The following is an 18,503-nucleotide window of genomic DNA, read 5'->3' as shown; positions in this document are numbered from 1 at the left end:
ATCATGCCATTTGCGCACGTGGGCGCGGCGATCGGGGGTACCTGTCCGGAGACCTCGCCCCAGCGCGCCACCCCTTCCGCCCCGCGCGGGGGGGCACTTGCGCAGTCCCCCGCGCCTCTAGCGGGGCCGGTGCGGGCTCCCCTGGACTGCGCCCGGAACCCCACCGAACCCCTCCACCCGCGGACCGTGCGTGGTTGCTCGCGCAGTTCCCCTCGCCCCTCAGCAGGGTCAGTGCGGGCCCCCTGGACCACGCCCCGAACCCCACCGAACCCCTCCACCCGCGGACCGTGCGTGGCTGGTCGCGCAGTTCCCCGCGCCCCTCAGCAGGGTCAGTGCGGGCCCCCTGGACTACGTCCCGAATCCCACCGGCCCCGACCCGTACCGCGCCGCGCGTCTTGTACGTGGCGTCGGGCGCCCCGAGCAGCGACCACAGGGCGGCGAGGACGACCGGGGTGCCGATGCCGAGCAGGATCCTCACCGGCCGGCCGGCGTCGCGGGCGAAGCCCCAGTAACCGGCCGCCACGAGGACCGCCAGTTCGAGAAGGAAGATCAGCAGCAGGTTGAGCGGCTTGAGGAGCTCAAGGGGCTTCATCCGGCCACGCCGGCGCATTGGGTCATGCGGCGATGCCGGCCGCGACCGCCCCCGGGGTCAAGGCCTTTCCGGGACGCGGACCGATGCTTGACCGGCGCCGCCCCCACCTCCGGACCCGTTCGCTTCTCCATCGCCATCGCCATCGCCGCCGTCACCGGAATCCGAGCCGGAGTCCGAGTCGGCCGACTCGCCCAGCAGATCCCGCACCATCAGCGTCGCCCCCGCCACAGCGCCCGGCATCAGGAACACCGCGACCAGCGGGATCACGAAGGCGAGGGCGAGCGGCACGCCGAAGCCCAGGACCAGCAGGCGGCGCGAGCGCAACAGGGCGAGGCGGGGGCGCAGTTCCATGCCGCGGCGCTGAAGGGCGACCGCGGTCAGCTCCTCCGCGAGGAAGAAGCCGGTGACGCAGAAGCCGATCGCCGGGATCACGCTCTGGCCGATCACCGGGACGAAACCGAGGCCGAAGAGCAGGATGCCGTAGAACGCGACCCTGACCAGGATCCGCAGCGAGTCGCGGGCGGAGATCCACAGTTCGCGCCAGAGCGGCAGGCCCGACTCGGGGGCCTCGCCGCCGCTCTCGGCCCGGTCGACGTCGCCGGACAGCTTCTCGTAGAAGGGCTGGCCGACGAGCAGGGTCACCGCGGTGAAGGAGATCACCGCGAGGAACAGGCCGAGCGCGAAGACCAGCGCGGTGAGGCAGCCGCGGAACAGGCCGAGCCAGGGCGAGGACCAGCCGTCGGCGAAGGGTGTCGCCCAGCCGACGAAGTCGTCGGCGCCGTAGGCGAGTCCGGCCAGTGCGCCGACGTACATCACCAGGGTGATGAGGCCGGGCAGCAGTCCTGTGCCCAGCGATCTGCCGTGCCCGGCGGCCCATCGCTGCCCCTTGACCAGATATCCGAAGCCCGCCCCTAGATCACGCATGGCACCGACCTTATCCGGCCGCCACGGAGTCGAATCAAGCCGCCCAAAAATTTCTCAGCGCTGGGGGAATGACCGCGCTAACCAATAGGTTGTGCCCATCAACAGCAGCGATCCCGGGGGGACTTCAATGTCGACCATCATCAGCACCGCGACCCAGACCGAGGCCGCGGCCGCCACCGTGCAGGGCACCGTCGCCGAGGGCTACGAGGGCGTGCGTGAGGAGTTCGCGGCGTTCGTGGCCGGCGAGGAGCACGACCCGGCGGCCCAGCTCGCAGCGTACAAGAACGGCCGTCTCGTCGTGGACCTGTGGTCCGGGGACGTCGCCGGGGACTCGCTGACCGGCGTCTTCTCCACCACCAAGGGCGCCGCCCACCTCGTGGTGGCGCTGCTCGTCCAGGACGGCGTGCTCGACCTGGACCGCGAAGTCGCCCACTACTGGCCGGAGTTCGCGGCCGAGGGCAAGGGCGCGGTGACCCTGCGGCAGCTCATCTCGCACCGTTCGGGCGTCATCGGCGCGGACGACGGCTTCACCCCCGAGGAGCTGGCCGACGACCGCGTGGTCGCCGAACGGCTCGCTGGCCAGCGGCCGTTCTGGCAGCCGGGCGCGGGACACGGCTACCACGCCCTGTCGATCGGCGCGCTCACCGGCGAGGTGGTGCGGCGGGCGACCGGCCGCTCCATCCAGGAGATCTTCGAGGAGCGCGTCCGCGCCCCGTACGGCCTGGACTTCTTCCTCGGCCTGCCCGAGGCCGAGCGGTCCCGCTACCGCGACGTGCTGCCGATGCTCCCGACGCCCGAACAGCAGGCCGTCCTGTCGGCGAACCCGATCGGCCGCTACAACCGGCTCCCGATCGCGTTCAACACGAGCGCCGACCCGTCCTTCGACCTGGTCGCCTTCGCCAACTCGCCCGCCTCGCTCGCCAAGAGCCCGGCCTCCGTGGGCGGTTCGGGCAACGCGCGCGGCATCGCCGGGATGTACGCGGCCGCCCTCGGCGAGTTCAACGGGCAGGGACCGCTCCTGAAGCCTGACACCGTCGCCGAGTTCGCCCGCATCCACTCGACCGGGCCCGACCTCGTGCTCGGCAACCCGACCTCGTTCGCCCTCGGCTTCGAGGCGCTCGGCGTCACCTACCCGTCGCTGGGCGCGGACACCTTCGGGCACAGCGGCGCCGCGGGCTCCCTCGCCTTCGGCGACCCGCGCTCGGGCCTCGCGTACGGCTACACGCGGCGCCGGTTCGCCTTCCCGGGCGGCGCCGCTCCGGAGAACGTGCGGCTGTCGCGCGCGGTCTACGACGCGGCGATCGCCGAGTAGAGGGCGAAGTCACGGCTCACTCGGCATCGGATCGCTCAGCACTGGATCGCTCAGTGGCGGGCGAACCTGTCGAGCGCCGCCTGGGCCGCACCGCTCATGCCGGAGTGGCCCAGGCCGTGCCCGGCCTCGTCGATCACCAGCAGTTCGCAGCCCGGCCAGGCCGCGGCGAGTGCCCGCGCCGGGTCGGGCGGCGAGCTGAGGTCCAGCCCTCCGGTGACGAGAACACCGGGAATCGAGTCCCACTTGCGTACGCCGTCGACGAGTTGGCCGTCGTCCAGCCAGGCGGCGTGGCGCCAGTAGTGGGTGACGAGGCGGGCGTAGGTCATCCGGAAGGCGGGGTCGGAGAACCGCTCATCGAGGAACTCGTCGACGAGTTGCGCGCCCGCCGCCTGTACGTGGGTCTCCTCCCAGCGGCACCAGTTGCGGGCGGCCTCCTCGCGCACGGCCGGGTCCGGGTCGGCGAGCAGCCGGGCGTACGCGTCGACCACTCGCTCGCCCTCACGGGGCTGGGCCGCGTCGCGGTAGGCGGCCCACGCGTCGGGGAAGTGGACCCGGACGCCCTCGGTGATCCAGTCCACTTCGGCGCGGCTGGTCGTCACGACCGAGAAGAGGACGATCTCGCTGACCCGCTCCGGGTGCGTCTGCGCGTACGCCAGGCCGAGCGTGGAGCCCCAACTACCGCCGAACACGAGCCACTTGGCGATGCCGAGGTGCTCGCGCAGCTGCTCCATGTCCGCGATCAGATGGTGTGTGGTGTTGGTTTCGAGGCCGGTCTCCGCATCGCTGACGGGTGGCGTGGAGCGGCCGCAGCCGCGCTGGTCGAAGAGGACGACGCGATAGCGGGCCGGGTCGAAGTAGCGGCGCCAGAAGGGCCCCGCGCCGGAGCCGGGCCCGCCGTGCACCACGACGGCGGGCTTTCCGTCGGGGTTTCCGCAGACTTCCCAGTGGACGAGGTTGCCGTCACCGGTGTCGAGCATGCCGTGGTCGTACGGGGCCGTCTCGGGAAAGGTCATGCGGGCCAGCATGGCAAAGGGCGCCGCCCGGCGGGAAGGTCGCGCCGGGCGGCATGACGAAGGACCGCACCTAGTCGGGGCGCGGTCCTTCGCAGGGCACTGGTTACGCGACGGCGAGGTTCACCGTGATGTTGCCGCGGGTCGCCTTGGAGTACGGGCAGACCTGGTGGGCCTTCTCGATGAGGTCCTGCGCGGTGGCGCGGTCCACGTTCGGGATGGTCGCGGTGATCTCGACGTAGATGCCGAAGCCGTCGTCGTTCTTGCCGATGCCGACGTGCGCGGTGACCGTCGAGCCGGAGATGTCGGCCTTCTCGTTGCGCGCGACGACGCCGAGGGCGCCCTGGAAGCAGGCGCTGTAGCCGGCCGCGAAGAGCTGCTCGGGGTTGGTGCCCGCGCCGCTGCCGCCCATCTCCTTCGGCGGGTTCACGACGACGTCCAGCCGGCCGTCGTCGGTGGAGACGCGGCCGTCGCGGCCGTTCTCGGCGGTGGCGACGGCGGTGTAGAGGACCTCGGACTTCTGTATGGACATGCTGGGGTGCTCCTCCTGGGTTCGCGGCCGCTCGCGCCTCACGGCCGCCGGGATGTGGAAAAACCTTATCGGATCGCGGAAACCGTGAGGGGGAGTGTGCGATGGGTCACCCCGGGCCGCGCACCCAGCCTGTCGAGGAGCTGCCCGCCCAGGTCCTTACTTGCCGAAGGAGACGACCATCTTTCCGGTGTTCTCGCCGCGCAGCATGCCGAGGAAGGCGTCGACGCCGTTCTCGATGCCGTCGACGACGGTCTCGTTGTACTTGAGCTCGCCCGAGGCCAGCCAGCCCGCGACCTCGCCGACGAACTGCTGCTGCATGCCGTAGTGGTCACCGACCAGGACGCCCTTGAGCTGCAGCCGCTTGCCGATGATCATCATCATGTTGCGGGGGCCGGGGGTGGGCTCGGTGTCGTTGTAGCCCGCGATCGCGCCGCAGAGGGTGGCGCGGCCGTGCACGTTGAGCGCGGAGATGGCCGCTTCGAGGTGCTCGCCGCCGACGTTGTCGAAGTAGACGTCGATGCCGTCCGGGGCGGCCGCGCGCAGCTGCTCCAGGACCGGACCCTTCTTGTAGTTGAAGGCGGCGTCGAAGCCGAGCTCCTCCACGAGCCACTTGACCTTCTCGTCGGAACCGGCCGAGCCGATGACGCGCGAGGCACCCTTGAGCCGGGCGATCTGGCCGACCTGGCTGCCGACGGCACCCGCGGCACCGGAGACGAACACGGCGTCGCCCTCCTTGAAGGAGGCGACGTCCAGGAGACCGGCGTACGCGGTGAGGCCCGGCATGCCGAGGACGCCGAGGTAGGCAGAGAGCGGGGCGAGCTCGCCGTCGACCTTGGTGGCGTGCTGGGCGTCGAGGTCGGCGTACTCGCGCCAGCCGAGCCCGTGCAGGACGTGGTCGCCGACGGCGAACTTGTCGTCGTTCGAGGCGATGACCTCGCCGACCGCGCCGCCCTCCATCGGCCGCTCCAGCTGGAACGGCGGGACGTAGGACTTCACGTCGTTCATGCGGCCGCGCATGTACGGGTCGACCGACATGAACAGGTTCCGGACCAGGATCCGACCCGGCGCGGGCTCGGTGACAGGGGTCTCGCGCAGCGCGAAGTCGGAGGGCACGGGCCAGCCGTTCGGGCGGGCGACGAGGTGCCATTCACGGCTGGTGGCGGGGAGTGCGGGCGAGGTGGCCATGGGGTGCGTCCTCCTGCGAAGCAAAGGCTGATCGATACATCGAGTACATGGCAGGGCGCGGCCTGGTGGGCGGCACCCCGAATACTTCAGGTACTGAAAGAACAATGCGCCGAGATATTTGAGATTGTCAAGTAACTCGGTACGCTGAGGGCATGTCCCCCCGAATGGATCCCCTGAGCCTCGAAGTGGTCGAGCTGATCGGCACGGTCGTCGGCCGCTACTACGAGGAGTACGAGCGGGCCGCCGCCGAGCACTCCCTCACCGGCGCGCAGGCCCGGGTCCTCGGACTGCTCGCCCTCGAACCGATGCCGATGCGGCAGATCGCCCACAAGCTGAAGTGCGAGCCGTCGAACATCACGGGCATCGTCGACCGCCTCGAAGCGCGCGGCCTGGTGGAACGCCGCCCCGACCCGGCGGACCGCCGCGTCAAACTGGCCGCCCCGACCCCCGACGGCCTCACCACCGCGACCGACCTGCGCGACTCCCTGAACTTCGCGAGGGAGCCGCTGGCGGAACTTTCGGCCGAGGAGCGGACGGCGCTGCGGGATCTGCTCAAGAGGATGCTGGGGGCCTAGGGCCTGTCTGGTCCTGCCGCACCCACTCGGCCTCTTACGGGTCCCCCTGGACGAAGCCCTTGGCGGAGTTCGAGGAGCGGGAGTCCGGGGCGGAGCCCACGGCAACAGCGGCTCAGGTGCACCACCAGAGGAATCGCCTGCAGGGCTTGGTCGGAGCAGGGGCCGGCGGCTGGGAAGGCTGCTCGGAGGGCACCGACCCGCCCGGCGCGGGCGCATCGGACGCCCCCGGCGCAGCCGAAGAAGCCGGCAGGGACGAGGAGGGCCGGGGGCCCGGGCCGCCCGGGGCAGACGTCTTGGGTGGGGGGCCGCTCTTGCGCGCCGCGACCTCACCCTCGCCGGCGCGGCCGGGCTCCCCGGAGGCGGCGCCGGACCCCCGCCCGTGACCCCGAGAGGAAACGGGCTTGGCCGTAGGCCGGGACGGCACCCCCGCCGCACTGCCCGACGGCAGGGGCTGGGGATCGGAGATGGTCTGATCCTCGTGCACGGTGGAGGCCCGGTCGTCCACCGGACCTTCCAGGGCCAGTTGCGCGAATCCCACCGCCACGGCCACCATGACCAGCCCGGCCGAGCCGAAGAGGACCACCTTGCCCCGCTTGCGCCGGGCCCGGCGCCCCTTGCCGGCACGGCGATGACCGGAAGGTACGAACACCTCCGCACGGCGGGACGACGGCCGCCCGGCGTACACCAGGAGCTCGTCCTCGGGCGCGGGCGCCAGCGCCTCCGCGGGAGTTCCGCATCCGGCACAGGCCAGTGCGCCGTTGAGGTGCCGTCGGCAGGAGTGGCAGTAATCCATGGCCCAGGGAGGCTATGCGGCGGCCGGGCAACAAAAGGGGCCGGAGATGTGTGGATCTTGTGCGGAAGAGCCGCCTCCGGGGCGTGTCCGCGTGACGAATCGCCATGGACCGGGGCGTTGTCAGTGGGGCCGGGCAGGATGGACGTCATGACGGAAACCGTGACGCGGCCGTTCGGCCCGCTGGACTTCCAACTCGTGCTGCTGCGACGGATGGCCGACCACCAGCCGGAGCTCGTCGAGGACGCCCGCCATGAGCTGGGCGCCTCGATCGCGGACATGCGCGAGGCCAACAGACGCTGGCAGGCGATGGTCCGCTCGGCCCGTTCCCGGGGCGCGCTGTCCCGCTACCGCTCGGTCCTGGGGGCACCCGAGTCGGTCGTGCCGCGCAGGATCGGCGATCTGGACTGCGAGGCGCAGCTGTGGCCGGTGCCGCTCTGGCCGGGGCTGCGGTTCGAGGTGCTGGCCGGGCCCGGTGGTGCGGTGTGGAACGAATGGCTGGTCAGAGCCCCCGGCATACCGGGTCCCGAGCTGCGCGGGGAGGACGATCTGCGCCCCTGGTCGTGCACGGTGGACGAGGTGGCGCGGGCCTTCGCCCCGGCCCGCCCGATGGAGGGCTCGGCGCCGACGCGCTGGCAGCTGGCCATCACCCTGCCCGGCGGCGGCACACGCGTCGCGGAATTCACATGGGGGCTGCTGCAACGCCTCCTGCCCTGAGGTCCACAGGCCGCCGCGCGAACGACCCGCCCTGTCGACAAGCCGGCAGCACCCACCCCGACCCGACCGCGGGCCGGGCCCGAAGAAACGGAGGTCGGCCTGCGGGCCGGAGGCTTTCTGGCTGGGCGTCAGGTCCCGGCTCCCCGACCGGCGCATTCCAGCGCGCGCCGATCACCGAGCGGTCGCACTATGCGAACTAAGTACCGCTCTCGGGAGGATCTGCCGTGACCGTCAGTCTTGAGCAGTTGCGCCGTTGCCATGTAGCCGTCGACCTCGGGGCCGCCAGAACCCGGGTCTACATCAAGGGAGCCGGGCTCGTCGTGGACGAGCCGAGCGTGGCCGCCGTCAACACCCGCACCGGCGCGCTCATCGCCGTCGGCACCTTCGCCGAACAGATGACGGGCCGCACCCCGGACTACATCCGGGTGGCCCGCCCCGTGACCGGCGGCACCGTCGTCGACGTCGAGATGGCCCAGCGCATGCTGCGCCACCTCCTCGGCGAGAAGCTGCGCCGCCAGTTGCGCCGCAAGCCGGGGCTGCGCGCCGCCGCCTGCACGCCGCACGACAGCGACCCGCTCGCCCAGCGCGCCGCGCGCGAGACCCTGATGGGGATCGGCGCCCGCCGGGTCGAGCTCGTCGACACCCTGATCGCGGCCGCCGTCGGCTGCGGGCTCCCCGTGGAGCAGCCCACCGCCACCATGATCATCGTGTGCGGGGCGGCCACGACCCAGATCGCCGTGCTCTCGCTCGGCGCCATCGTGACCGCCGTCCGCCTCCCGGTCGGCGGCGATGCCATCGACCACGCCGTCATCCAGCACCTGCGCCTCCAGCACGCCCTGATGCTGCCGAGCCAGTCCGTGCGCCCGCTGCAACTGGCCCTGCACGGCAACGGCCTCAGCCCGATGGGCCCGGAGTCCACCGAGATCCACGGGCGCGACGTGGCCACCGGCCTCGCCCGCTCGGTCCTGGTCGACACGGCCGCCGTACGCGACGCCATCCACACCCCGCTGACCGCCGTGCTCGACGGCATCGGCAAGGTGCTGCGGGACTGCCCTCCGGACCTGGTCGCCGACCTCGCCGAGCGGGGCATCATGATGGTCGGCGGCAGTGCGCTGCTGCCCGGCCTCGACGAGATGCTGCGCGCCTCCACGGGCATGCCGGTGCACATCGCGGAACGGCCCGACGTGTGCGCGATCCTCGGCCTCGGCGCGATGCTGGAGGGCCAGATCCACCCCATGGTCCTCGACCCGCTGGCCGAGTGAGCGGCGCGACAGTCGCCCCTGCCGGGCCGGGCGGCCGCGGTGAGGGATCCTCGAAGGATGAGTGAAGCGGAGAGTCCGGACAGCACGCCGCCCCGCCCGCCGGAGAGTCCGGACAGCACCGCGCCCCGGCTGCCGATGCTCCTGGAAGCGGTGCTCGGCGTCGGAACGGACCTCGAACTGCGCACCACGCTCCAGCACATCGTGGACACGGCGGCCGAGCTGACCGACGCCCGGTACGGGGCGCTCGGCGTGGTCGACCCCGAGCGCGGCCTGCTCACCGAGCTGTACACCACCGGCCTCACCGACGCCGAGCGCGAGCGCATCGGCGCACTGCCCGACGGCCGCACCGGACTGCTCGGCGCCCTCATCCAGGACCCGCGGCCCCTGCGCCTGGACGACCGGCACACCGACCCCCGCTCGGCCGGACTGCCGCCGGGCCACCCGCCGATGACCTCGTTCCTCGGCGTACCCCTGCGGGTGCACAACCAGGTCTTCGGCAACCTCTACCTCACCGAGAAGCGCGGCGGCCCCTTCACCGAGGAGGACCTGGCGCAGCTGCGGGTCCTCGCCGCACAGGCGGGCATCGCCATCGGCAACACGCGGCTGTACGAGACCGTACGGCTGCGGGAGCGCTGGATCGAGGGCGCCGCCGCCGTCACCACCTCCCTGCTCACCGGCGAGAGCGCGGCCAACGCGCTGATGACGGTGGCGGAACGGGCCCGGCTGCTCGCGGGCGCGGCGGCCGGGGTGGTGCTCCAGCCCACCGCGGCCGGCGGCATGGAGATCGTCGCCGCGTCCGCGCCGGACGACCCCGACGACATCGTCGGCACGACCATCGAGCCCGGCTCACCGGTCCTGGTCCAACTCCTGGGCGGGGAACCGGTGTTCGTCGAGGATTCGGCGACCGACCCCCGGATGACCACGCACGTACGCACCCGGTTCGGGCCGAGCATGATGCTGCCGCTGCAGAGCGGCGGGAAGCTGATCGGCACGCTCGCGCTGCCCCGGCGGCGCGGCGACCGCCCGTACACGGCGGTCGACCGGCTGCTCGCCGCCCAGTTCGCCTCGCAGGCGGCCCTCGCGCTCGTCCTGGCCGACGCCCAGCACAACCGCGAACAGCTCGCGGTGTACGAGGACCGCGACCGGATCGCCCGCGACCTCCACGACCTCGTCGTGCAGCGCCTGTTCGCGACCGAGATGATGCTGGAGTCCACCCGGCGCCGGGCCGAGAAGGCCGCGGCCGACGACACCGACGAGATGCTGACCCGGGCCGTCGACGAGCTCGACTCCACCATCCAGGAGGTCCGCACCGCGATCTTCGCCCTCCAGCAGCCGCCTGCCGACGCCCCGACGACCCTGCGCGGCCGGGTCCTGCGCGAAACGGCCGGCGCGGGTGCGCTGCTCGGCTTCCGGCCCTCGGTCCGCTTCGAGGGCGCGGTCGACACGCTGGTCGCCGAGCCGGTGGACACCCAGCTCATCGCAGCCCTGCGCGGCGCACTGGCGGCGGCCCACCGCCGGGCCGGGGTGTCCTCGGTACGCGTCGTCGTCGACGCGGGCGCCGAACTCCCCGACGGTCGTCCCGGGGTGCGCCTGACCGTCGTCGACAACGGCATGCGCGACGACGGCATCCGCGGCACGACCCTGACCTGGCAGGCCCCGCTGCACTAGCGGGTGCCGGGAAAATCGGCTGCGTACGGCACGCACGGCACCCCACAGTGGCTGCCGTGAACGGTCTCTGGACGACAGCGATGGCGGGCGCGGCGGCGGGCCTCGGAGTGGCCGTGCCGGTGGGCGCGGTCGGTGTGCTGCTGATCCAGGAGGGGATGCGCGGGCGCCGGGGCGCGATGGCCGCGGCGGCGGCCGTGGCCACGGCCGACCTCGCCTACGCGGCCCTGGCCACCGCGCTCGGCCCCCTGGTCGCCGAGGCGCTGTCCGGCGTGGAGGCGTGGGTGCGGCTGGTGTCGGCCCTGGTGCTTGCGGTGATCGCGGGGCGGGGGCTGTGGGGGGCTCGGTCGCGTGGGACCGGGTGCGAGGCGCACGAGGCGGATGAGGCACGCGACGAGACGCCTCGCCCGGCGAAGAAGGAAGGACCCGCCCGCACCTTCGCCCGTTTCGCCGCCCTCACCCTCGTCAACCCCACCACCGCCCTCTACTTCGCCGCCCTGACCACCGCCCGCGGCGCCTCCCTCACCGGCGGCGCGGCGGGGGTGGTGTTCGTGACGGGAGTCTTCCTGGCCTCGCTGGCCTGGCAGCAGTTTCTGGTGGCGGCGAGCGGGTTCGCCGGCGCCCGGATCTCCCCGGCGGCCCGCGCCTGGACGTTCCGCGCCGGGTACGGCCTGGTCGCGCTGTACGCGGTGAAGGTCGCGCTCCCCCTGCCCTGAGGGAACGGCCCGCTCCAGCGGAACGCGGGGACCCGTACGGCAGGATGCGGATCATGCGTCCGGACGGCGCCGCGTAGGGTCGACGACCTGGGACCCGGCACGGTTCGGGCCCCGCCCGCGCCGTCGATGTCCGAGGAGTCCCGTACGTGTCCCCTCTCTTCCCCTCCCTGTACGCCGCCGAGCCCCGGGAGGCGATCCGCTTCGGCGACCTGTCGCTGACCCACGCCGAACTGGCGGGCGCGGCAGGCTCCCTCGCCCGCAGGATCGCGGGCGCCGGGCGGGTCGCGGTCTGGGCGACGCCGACCCCGCAGACGGTGATCGGCGTGGTGGCGGCGCTCGTCGCGGGCGTCCCCGTGGTGCCGCTGAACCCGAAGACGGGCGAACGCGAACTGACCCACATCGTGGGAGACAGCGAGCCGACGCTGGTGCTGGCTTCACCGGGCGACCAACTTCCGTCCGCAGTCGCCACGTTGACGAGGATCGACGTGCCGCTCACCGGAGTGGCGACGGCGCTGCCGCCCGAGCCCGCCGACGAGTCGGCCGCTCTGATCGTGTACACCTCCGGCACGACCGGCCCGCCGAAGGGCGCGGTGCTGCCGAGGCGTGCGCTCGCGGCGACGCTGGACGCGTTGCAGGGCGCCTGGGGCTGGACGGCCGACGACGTGCTGGTGCACGGCCTTCCGCTGTTCCACGTGCACGGGCTGATCCTCGGCATTCTCGGCCCGCTGCGCCGCGGCGGCTCGGTGCGCCACCTCGGCCGGTTCTCGGTCCAGGGCGTGACGCGGGAGCTGTCGGCGGGCGCGACGATGCTGTTCGGGGTGCCGACGATGTATCACCGGATCGCCGAATCGGTGGGCGGGGACGGGGAGTTGACGAAGGCGCTGGCGGGCGCACGCCTGCTGGTGTCCGGCTCGGCGGCGCTCCCCGCGCCCGACCACCGCCGGATCGCCGAGGCGACGGGCCGTGCGGTGATCGAGCGGTACGGCATGACCGAAACCCTCATGCTGTGCGCCGCGAGGTCGGACGGCGGGGCCCGCCCCGGCACGGTCGGCCTGCCGCTGCCCGGCGTAGAGCTGCGCCTCGCCGACGAGGCCGACGGCATCGGCGAGATCCAGGTACGCGGCCCGAACCTGTTCAGCGGCTACCTCAACCGGCCGGACGCGACGGCCGCGGCCTTCACCGAGGACGGCTGGTTCCGCACCGGCGACATGGCGAGCCGGGACGCGGACGGCCAGGTGCGGATCGTCGGCCGCAAGGCCACCGACCTGATCAAGAGCGGCGGTTACAAGATCGGAGCGGGCGAGATCGAGAACGCGCTGCTCGACCACCCGGGCGTCCGCGAGGCCGCGGTGACGGGCGAGCCGGACGCGGACCTGGGCGAGCGCATCGTGGCATGGGTGGTCCCGACGGACCCCCAGTCCCCGCCGGAGGAAGCCGAGTTGACGAACCACGTAGCGACGCAGCTGGCCCCGCACAAGCGCCCCCGCGTGGTGCACTACCTCCCCGAACTCCCCCGCAACGACATGGGGAAGATCATGAAGCGGGCCCTGCATGTCTGAGCGGATGTCGGCGAGGGAAGCGATCACGGCCGTGGCGACGGCCTTCGAGGAACTGGAGGTCGTCGACGGGGACTTCCCGCAGGACGGCCCCCTCGCATGGTCGGGCTACGGAACGTCACGGGCGCGCGCGACGGAGCGTACGGGCGAGAAGGAATCGGTGATCTGCGGCCTGGCGACCGTCGAAGGACGGCCATGCGTGCTGCTCTCCTTCGAGTTCGGCTTCCTGGGCGGGTCACTGGGGCAGCGGACGGGTGACCGCCTGGAGGCGGCGTACGAGATGGCGCGGGAGCGGCGTCTTCCGCTGGTGTCGCTGATCGCCACGGGTGGCAGCCGCATGCAGGAGGGCATGCTGGCACTGACCCAACTCCAGCGCGTGGCACGGCAGTCGACGCTGCTCAGAGAGGCCGGGCTCCCCCAGATCGCGGTCCTGCGCGACCCGACGACGGGCGGCGGCTGGGCCACCCTCGGCGCGGGCGCCGATGTGATCCTGGCCCTGCCGGGCGCCCAGATCGGCTTCGCGGGCTCCCGGGTGCGCCCGGCGGACGCGGACCCGGCGGCGTACGGAGCGCAGGGCCAGCTGGCGGCGGGCCAGATCGACGCGATCGTACGGACGCAGGACCTGCGGACCGTGCTGGCGGGCTGGCTGACGTTGCTGGCCGGAGCCGGCCATTGCGGCCCGGCACCGGTGCCGGCCCCGTTCGGAGCGTCGGGCCTCCCGGCGGACGGCTGGGAGGCGGTGACCCGGGCCCGCTCGCCGGAACGCCCACGGGCCGAGTCCTACCTGGACGCGTACTTCCCCCACCGGCAGGCGCTGTCGGGCGACCGGTGCGGAGGCGTGGACCCGGGAATGCTGTGCGGGTTCGGCCTGCACAAGGGGATCTCGTACGCGTACGCAGCGCAGACCGGCACCGCGACCACCCCGGCGGGCTACCGCACGGCGGCCCGCCTGATCCGCCTGGCCGACCGCCTGGGCATCCCGGTCCTGACCCTGGTGGACACCCCGGGCGCGGCGAACGACGCGGCGGCGGAACGGGCGGGCCAGGGCGCCGCGATCGCCGACGCCTTCGCGGCGCTGGCCTCCGCGAGGGTGCCGGTGACCACGCTGGTGATCGGCGAGGGAGGCTCGGGAGGAGCCCTGGCCCTGACGTCCCCGGACCGCACGTGGGTGACGGCGGACAGCTACTTCTCGGTGATCGCGCCGGAGCTGGCGGCGGCGATCCTGAAGCGACCGGAATCGGAGGTACGGAGCACGGCCTCCCAGCTCCGGTTGCGCCCGCAGGATTTGGTGGAGCTGGGGGTGGCGAGGGGGGTACTGGGCGCGTAACTCCTCCCCCACCCCACCCCTGGGGTGGGGCCATCGGGGTCTGGGGCCGAGCCCCAGGACGGGCCGGGCCCACCAACGCCGGGGGCGCGGGCGGGCCGGCGCCCCCGGACAAACCAACCGGCCCCTTGGACTTTCGCGAACGCCCGGTTGGGAAGCCGACCCCCAAGGGGATCCTCACCCGCATGACGCGACGAAACCCGCCCCCACTCCCGGCCCTGGGCGCACTCACCGCCCTCACCGCCCTCGCCCTTCTGACCGCCCCCGCCCAAGCCGGAGCATCAGCCCCCCCAAACCCCCACCACCTACTACGTGGACTGCCGCGCCGGCAACGACAACAACCCCGGCACCACCCCCGCCAAACCCCTCCGCACGCTCGCAAGGGCAAGCGCCAGAACGTACCGCCCGGGCGACCAGATCCTCTTCCAACGCGGCACCACCTGCACAGGCACCTTCACCCCAAGGGGTTCGGGCACCCCCGGCCGCCCCATATCGGCCGGAGCGTACGGCAGCGGCACCGGCAACAAGCCGCGCCTGCAAGGCAACGGCGCCCGCGCCGCCGTACTCCTCGACAACGTCCAGCAGTGGGAACTGCACGACCTGGACGTCTCCAACACCGGCCCCGCCACCACGACCGCCCGCCGCGCAGGCGTCCTCGTCCGGCTCACCGACTTCGGCACCGGCCACCACTACGCCGTACGCGACGTGGACGTGCACGACGTCAACGGGGCCGACTTCAAGGACCCGGACCCGTCCGGCGGCATTCTCTTCGCGGTGCAGGGCGCAGCCACCCCCACCGGCTTCGACGACGTCACCGTCACCGGCTCCACCGTGAGCCACGTCGACCGCACCGGCATCGGGACCTCGTCGACCTGGGGCCACCGCCCCGAGTACCCCGACGGCCCCGGCACCGCCTTCGTGCCGATCACCGCACTCCGCATCGAGAACAACCGCGTCACCGACGCCGGCGGCGACGGCATCGTCGTCCAGAACACGGACGGCGCGCTCGCCGAGCACAACAGCGTCGACGGGTTCAACATGCGCTCCGCCGGCTACAACGCCGGTCTGTGGGCGTGGAACGCGGACCACGTCCGCTACCAGTACAACGAGGTCACGCACGGCCACGGCACCCGGGACTCGATGGCGTTCGACATCGACGGCGGCAACAACGGCAACGTCTACCAGTACAACTACAGCCACGACAACGAGGGCGGCTTCCTGCTCGTCTGCAACGGCGGCGGCATGACCTCCGCCGACAACGCCGTGCGCCACAACATCAGCGTCAACGACCGCAACCGCAGCGCGCCCTACGGCATCGTGTCGGTGGTGTGCGGGCCCTCGACGCGCACCCAGGTGTACGACAACACCATCGTGACCAACCAGTCCGGCACGGCCATGGTCAGCGACAACGGGCCCGGGAACGTCACCTTCCGCAACAACGTCTTCGTGTCGAGCGCCGCCGGGGGCGCCCCGGTCTCGGACCCCCGCAACACCTACGACCACAACCTGTACCGGGGCGTGGGCGCGGCGCCGCCCTCCGACCGCTCCCCCGTGACCGCCGACCCCGCCTTCGCCGCCCCGGTTCCGGCAGGCCCGTACGACGTGCAACTGCGATCGGAATCACCGGCGTTGAGGGCGGGCACGCCCATCGCCGACGGGGTCGTACGGGACTGGTTCGGCAATCCCGTCGCCTCCCCGCCGAACATCGGCGCCTACCAGGGCGCGGGCGTGACTCCCCGTTACGGGACGGGGTTGCGGGCGTCGTAGCGCGCGAAGCCCCGGCGGCCGAGGCCGAGCGCCGTCACCGCGAGGACGCAGGCGATGCCGCCGCCCACCACCATCACGGCGGGCGAGGTGAGGTCGGCGACCGTACCGGCGAGGAAGTCGCCGAGCCGGGGCCCGCCCGCGACCACCACGATGAAGACGCCCTGGAGCCGGCCGCGCATGTCGTCCGGGGCCGCGACCTGCATCATCGTGTTGCGGAACACCATGGACACGGTGTCCGAGAACCCGGCGACGGCGAGCATGAACAGGCCGAGCCACAGCTGCCGGGTCAGCCCGAACACCGCGATGGCGGCGCCCCACCCGCCGACCGAGATCAGCACCGCGAGCCCGTGCCGGTGGATGCGTCCCTGCCAGCCGGAGAACACCCCGCCGAGCAGCGCGCCGACGGCGGGGGCCGCGACGAGCAGGCCGGTGGTGCGGGCATCGCCGCCGTACCAGAGCACGGCCACGGCCGGGAACAGGGCGCGGGGGTGGGCCAGGATCATCGCGCAGAAGTCGCTGAAGAAGGTCATCCGCAGATTGGGCCGGGTGGCGAGGAACCGCAGCCCGTCCAGGACCGAGGCCCGCTTGGCGCCGGTCCGCTCGGGCAGCATCGCGGGCAGCCGCCACATCGCGTACAGGGAGGCGGCGAAGGTGATCGCGTCGATGAGGTACGCCGTCTTGTACCCGGCGAAGCCGACGACGAGCCCGCCCAGCATCGGCCCGACGAGCGTGCCGGTCGTCATGATCATGGAGTTGAGCGCATTGGCTGCGGGCAGTTGCTCGGGCGGAAGCAGCTTGGGGATCATCGCCGACCGGGCGGGGGCGTTCAGTGCCTGGCAGATCGACTGGAGCGCGATGACCGCGTACAGGAACCACACGTTCGCCACCCCGGCGAAGGTCCCGGCCGCGAGCGCCGCGGAGAGCGCGGCCGATCCGAGCGCACTGTGCAGACCGAGCTTGCGCCGGTCGACGGTGTCGGCGATGGCCCCGCCGTACAGTCCGAACGCGACCAGCGGTACGAGGGTGAAGATGCCGACCAGGCCGACGTAGAAGCTGGAGCCGGTGAGGTCGTAGACCTGGAGCGAGATCGCGAGCGCGGTCATGCCACTGCCGACCCACGACACCATGTTGCCGAACCAGAGCCGGCGGTAGTCCGGCGATATCCGGAACGGCGTGAGGTCGGCGAATATCCGGCGCCGCGCCGCGCGTATCTCCGTGGAGTCCTCCGACCGGTTCACCCCAGTACCGGATCGGGTGGCGGCACCCGGCGGTACGGGCGTCTCTGTGGGCTGCTCGGCTTGTTCGGTCACGCGGGATGCTAACTCCCACCGCGAGCGCCCAGGTAGGGGCGACCTCACAGGGGGCGCCCCCACGGGGGCCCTCCGGTGACCCCGCCCCCCGCCCACCGGCATGCGGCCGCCGCACCCCCGCAGGCCGTCACGGCCCTCACCGGGGCAGTCGTACCCCGAGCGGGTCAACGCACCGGAGCCCGGTATCCGGGACGGTGCGGAGGCGGTGGACATGCCCCCCGTCGCGCATCGTCTCTGGTCGGGGGCGCGGCGGCCCGATCCGGTTGCGGGGACCATCCTTATGCCACGCCTACAAGCGCGCGCCGAAGCCCCTGGGCGCCGCTACGCTTCCCCCGATCAGTCAGCGTCGCCGCCGCCCCCGCCTTCATCAGGCGGGGGCGGCGACGCATCTCGCCGGAAGGCCAACCATGAACACCCTGATCTCCGCCGCCGCCCGCCGCACCACCGCCCCCCAGACAGCCCGGCGCGTGCCGCTCACCGCGCGTGCCGCGGCACAGCACGCGGGCCACGTCCCGACCGCGCTCGACCGCATCACCACAACCGCCGGAAACGTGCCGAGCGCATCGGCCTTCCAGTCCGCCCTGTGAAAGATTCGTAACCCACGGCCCCAGACCAGAGGCCCCCGGCAGCCGCACGCCCCGTGCGAGTCACCGGGGGCCTTCGCTATGCCCCCCACACACGATTCCCCCACATGTTCCGCCCGCACTGCCGGGCCCCGCCCGCGGCACCCGGCCCTCCATAGGATCAAGAACCTGTCAGTCATGAGGCGGCCTCGGCCCGAAGCGGCACGCCGGTCGGCCGCCGCCAGCGGACTCAGGAGATCTCGCATGTCCATGGATACGACCAGTGAGCACGGCGGCCCGTCCCGCATGAGTCTGGACCACCAGCCCCTGCCGCCCCCACTGCTCACCGGATCAGGCCAGTCGGATCTCGTCTCGACTCCCGAGGCGAAGAAGGCCGCCGCCGACACCATCGGGAACCACCTCGAACGGGAAACGAAGGATTCCGGCGCCCACGCCGACGAGTCAACGGCCAACGCCATCAAGGCATTTGGGCCCCACGACGGCCACGGCTGGGTGACGTCCGGCGCGCTGAAGAAGGCCCACCACACCTGGGGCGAACAGGTGCAGGCCCTGGTGAACCGCCTGAGCTACGAGAAGTCCTCACTGACCGGCGCCAAAACGCATTTGTACGACACCGACTTCGGGATCAAGCACGGCATCGCGCGCCCCGGTTCCCCCATGGACCTCTACTGATCCCCTCGCA

Annotated in this window: 18 protein-coding genes; 11 read left to right on the top strand and 7 right to left on the bottom strand. The window is 72.5% G+C overall.

Features of this window, described 5'->3' with window-relative positions; translation table 11 throughout:
• Window position 1: 1 nt before the first annotated feature.
• Together IE206_RS42345 and IE206_RS05255 are read right to left on the bottom strand one after the other, a co-directional pair.
• Window positions 2-592, bottom strand: coding sequence for a YrdB family protein (locus IE206_RS42345; RefSeq protein WP_226598800.1), 591 nt, complete (start codon window positions 590-592; stop codon window positions 2-4).
• A gap of 57 nt (window positions 593-649) precedes the next feature.
• A complete protein-coding gene (locus IE206_RS05255; protein ID WP_189960837.1) occupies window positions 650-1,516 on the bottom strand; it encodes an EI24 domain-containing protein in 867 nt (288 codons plus the stop codon).
• Between the two features lie 127 nt (window positions 1,517-1,643).
• On the opposite strand from IE206_RS05255, the gene IE206_RS05250 reads away from it, so the two are divergent.
• A complete protein-coding gene (locus IE206_RS05250; protein ID WP_189960836.1) occupies window positions 1,644-2,828 on the top strand; it encodes a serine hydrolase domain-containing protein in 1,185 nt (394 codons plus the stop codon).
• 50 nt (window positions 2,829-2,878) lie between these two features.
• Here IE206_RS05250 and pip read toward each other — a convergent pair whose 3' ends face one another.
• From pip to IE206_RS05235, 3 genes are all read right to left on the bottom strand, one after another.
• On the bottom strand, window positions 2,879-3,841 hold the full coding sequence (gene pip, locus IE206_RS05245; protein ID WP_189960835.1) for a prolyl aminopeptidase: 963 nt from the start codon (window positions 3,839-3,841) through the stop codon (window positions 2,879-2,881).
• 103 nt (window positions 3,842-3,944) lie between these two features.
• Entirely contained in the window at window positions 3,945-4,370 is a 426-nt protein-coding gene (locus tag IE206_RS05240; protein WP_189960834.1) for an organic hydroperoxide resistance protein, read from the bottom strand.
• Window positions 4,371-4,526: 156 nt separating this feature from the next.
• Window positions 4,527-5,555, bottom strand: coding sequence for an NADP-dependent oxidoreductase (locus IE206_RS05235; RefSeq protein ID WP_189960833.1), 1,029 nt, complete (start codon window positions 5,553-5,555; stop codon window positions 4,527-4,529).
• Window positions 5,556-5,707: 152 nt separating this feature from the next.
• Between IE206_RS05235 and IE206_RS05230 the strand changes: the two genes are divergently transcribed.
• The gene (locus tag IE206_RS05230; RefSeq protein WP_189960832.1) at window positions 5,708-6,130 is read left to right on the top strand and encodes a MarR family winged helix-turn-helix transcriptional regulator; all 423 of its coding nucleotides are present in this window, start codon (window positions 5,708-5,710) and stop codon (window positions 6,128-6,130) included.
• 112 nt (window positions 6,131-6,242) lie between these two features.
• Here the strand turns inward: IE206_RS05230 and IE206_RS05225 are convergent, their stop codons facing one another.
• Window positions 6,243-6,923: an SCO2400 family protein gene (locus tag IE206_RS05225; RefSeq protein WP_189960831.1), complete on the bottom strand. Its 681-nt coding sequence runs from the start codon at window positions 6,921-6,923 to the stop codon at window positions 6,243-6,245.
• A 147-nt stretch (window positions 6,924-7,070) separates the two neighbouring features.
• On the opposite strand from IE206_RS05225, the gene IE206_RS05220 reads away from it, so the two are divergent.
• The 7 genes from IE206_RS05220 to IE206_RS05190 all read left to right on the top strand — a co-directional run bounded on the left by IE206_RS05220 (window position 7,071) and on the right by IE206_RS05190 (window position 15,927).
• Window positions 7,071-7,637 carry a hypothetical protein gene (locus IE206_RS05220; RefSeq protein WP_189960830.1) on the top strand — a complete coding sequence of 189 codons (567 nt, stop codon included), beginning with the start codon at window positions 7,071-7,073 and terminating at the stop codon, window positions 7,635-7,637.
• A 224-nt stretch (window positions 7,638-7,861) separates the two neighbouring features.
• Window positions 7,862-8,899: a rod shape-determining protein gene (locus IE206_RS05215; protein ID WP_189960829.1), complete on the top strand. Its 1,038-nt coding sequence runs from the start codon at window positions 7,862-7,864 to the stop codon at window positions 8,897-8,899.
• Between the two features lie 57 nt (window positions 8,900-8,956).
• The gene (locus IE206_RS05210; RefSeq protein WP_189960828.1) at window positions 8,957-10,567 is read left to right on the top strand and encodes a GAF domain-containing protein; all 1,611 of its coding nucleotides are present in this window, start codon (window positions 8,957-8,959) and stop codon (window positions 10,565-10,567) included.
• Window positions 10,568-10,623: 56 nt separating this feature from the next.
• Window positions 10,624-11,280 (top strand): LysE family transporter, encoded by a 657-nt coding sequence (locus IE206_RS05205; protein ID WP_189960827.1) that lies wholly within the window; start codon window positions 10,624-10,626, stop codon window positions 11,278-11,280.
• A 146-nt stretch (window positions 11,281-11,426) separates the two neighbouring features.
• Complete coding sequence (locus tag IE206_RS05200) at window positions 11,427-12,839, top strand: acyl-CoA synthetase (protein ID WP_189960826.1); 1,413 nt, start codon at window positions 11,427-11,429, stop codon at window positions 12,837-12,839.
• Entirely contained in the window at window positions 12,832-14,163 is a 1,332-nt protein-coding gene (locus tag IE206_RS05195) for a carboxyl transferase domain-containing protein (protein WP_189960825.1), read from the top strand. The genes IE206_RS05200 and IE206_RS05195 overlap by 8 nt, the downstream gene beginning before the upstream one ends.
• A gap of 309 nt (window positions 14,164-14,472) precedes the next feature.
• The gene (locus tag IE206_RS05190; RefSeq protein ID WP_189960824.1) at window positions 14,473-15,927 is read left to right on the top strand and encodes a right-handed parallel beta-helix repeat-containing protein; all 1,455 of its coding nucleotides are present in this window, start codon (window positions 14,473-14,475) and stop codon (window positions 15,925-15,927) included.
• Here the strand turns inward: IE206_RS05190 and IE206_RS05185 are convergent.
• Window positions 15,900-17,165 carry an MFS transporter gene (locus IE206_RS05185; protein ID WP_189960823.1) on the bottom strand — a complete coding sequence of 422 codons (1,266 nt, stop codon included), beginning with the start codon at window positions 17,163-17,165 and terminating at the stop codon, window positions 15,900-15,902. The two genes, IE206_RS05190 and IE206_RS05185, sit on opposite strands and share 28 nt — an antisense overlap.
• A 479-nt stretch (window positions 17,166-17,644) precedes the next feature.
• Between IE206_RS05185 and IE206_RS05180 the strand changes: the two genes are divergently transcribed.
• Window positions 17,645-17,824, top strand: a complete 180-nt coding sequence (locus IE206_RS05180; RefSeq protein WP_189960822.1) for a hypothetical protein — start codon at window positions 17,645-17,647, stop codon at window positions 17,822-17,824.
• A 240-nt stretch (window positions 17,825-18,064) separates the two neighbouring features.
• Window positions 18,065-18,493 carry a hypothetical protein gene (locus IE206_RS05175; protein WP_189960821.1) on the top strand — a complete coding sequence of 143 codons (429 nt, stop codon included), beginning with the start codon at window positions 18,065-18,067 and terminating at the stop codon, window positions 18,491-18,493.
• The last annotated feature ends 10 nt before the right edge of the window (window positions 18,494-18,503 follow it).

This window comes from Streptomyces violascens, from assembly GCF_014649955.1.
GTDB lineage: Bacteria > Actinomycetota > Actinomycetes > Streptomycetales > Streptomycetaceae > Streptomyces > Streptomyces violascens.
Note: the sequence above shows the minus strand (reverse complement) of the source record. Positions and strands in the feature narration are given on the sequence as shown.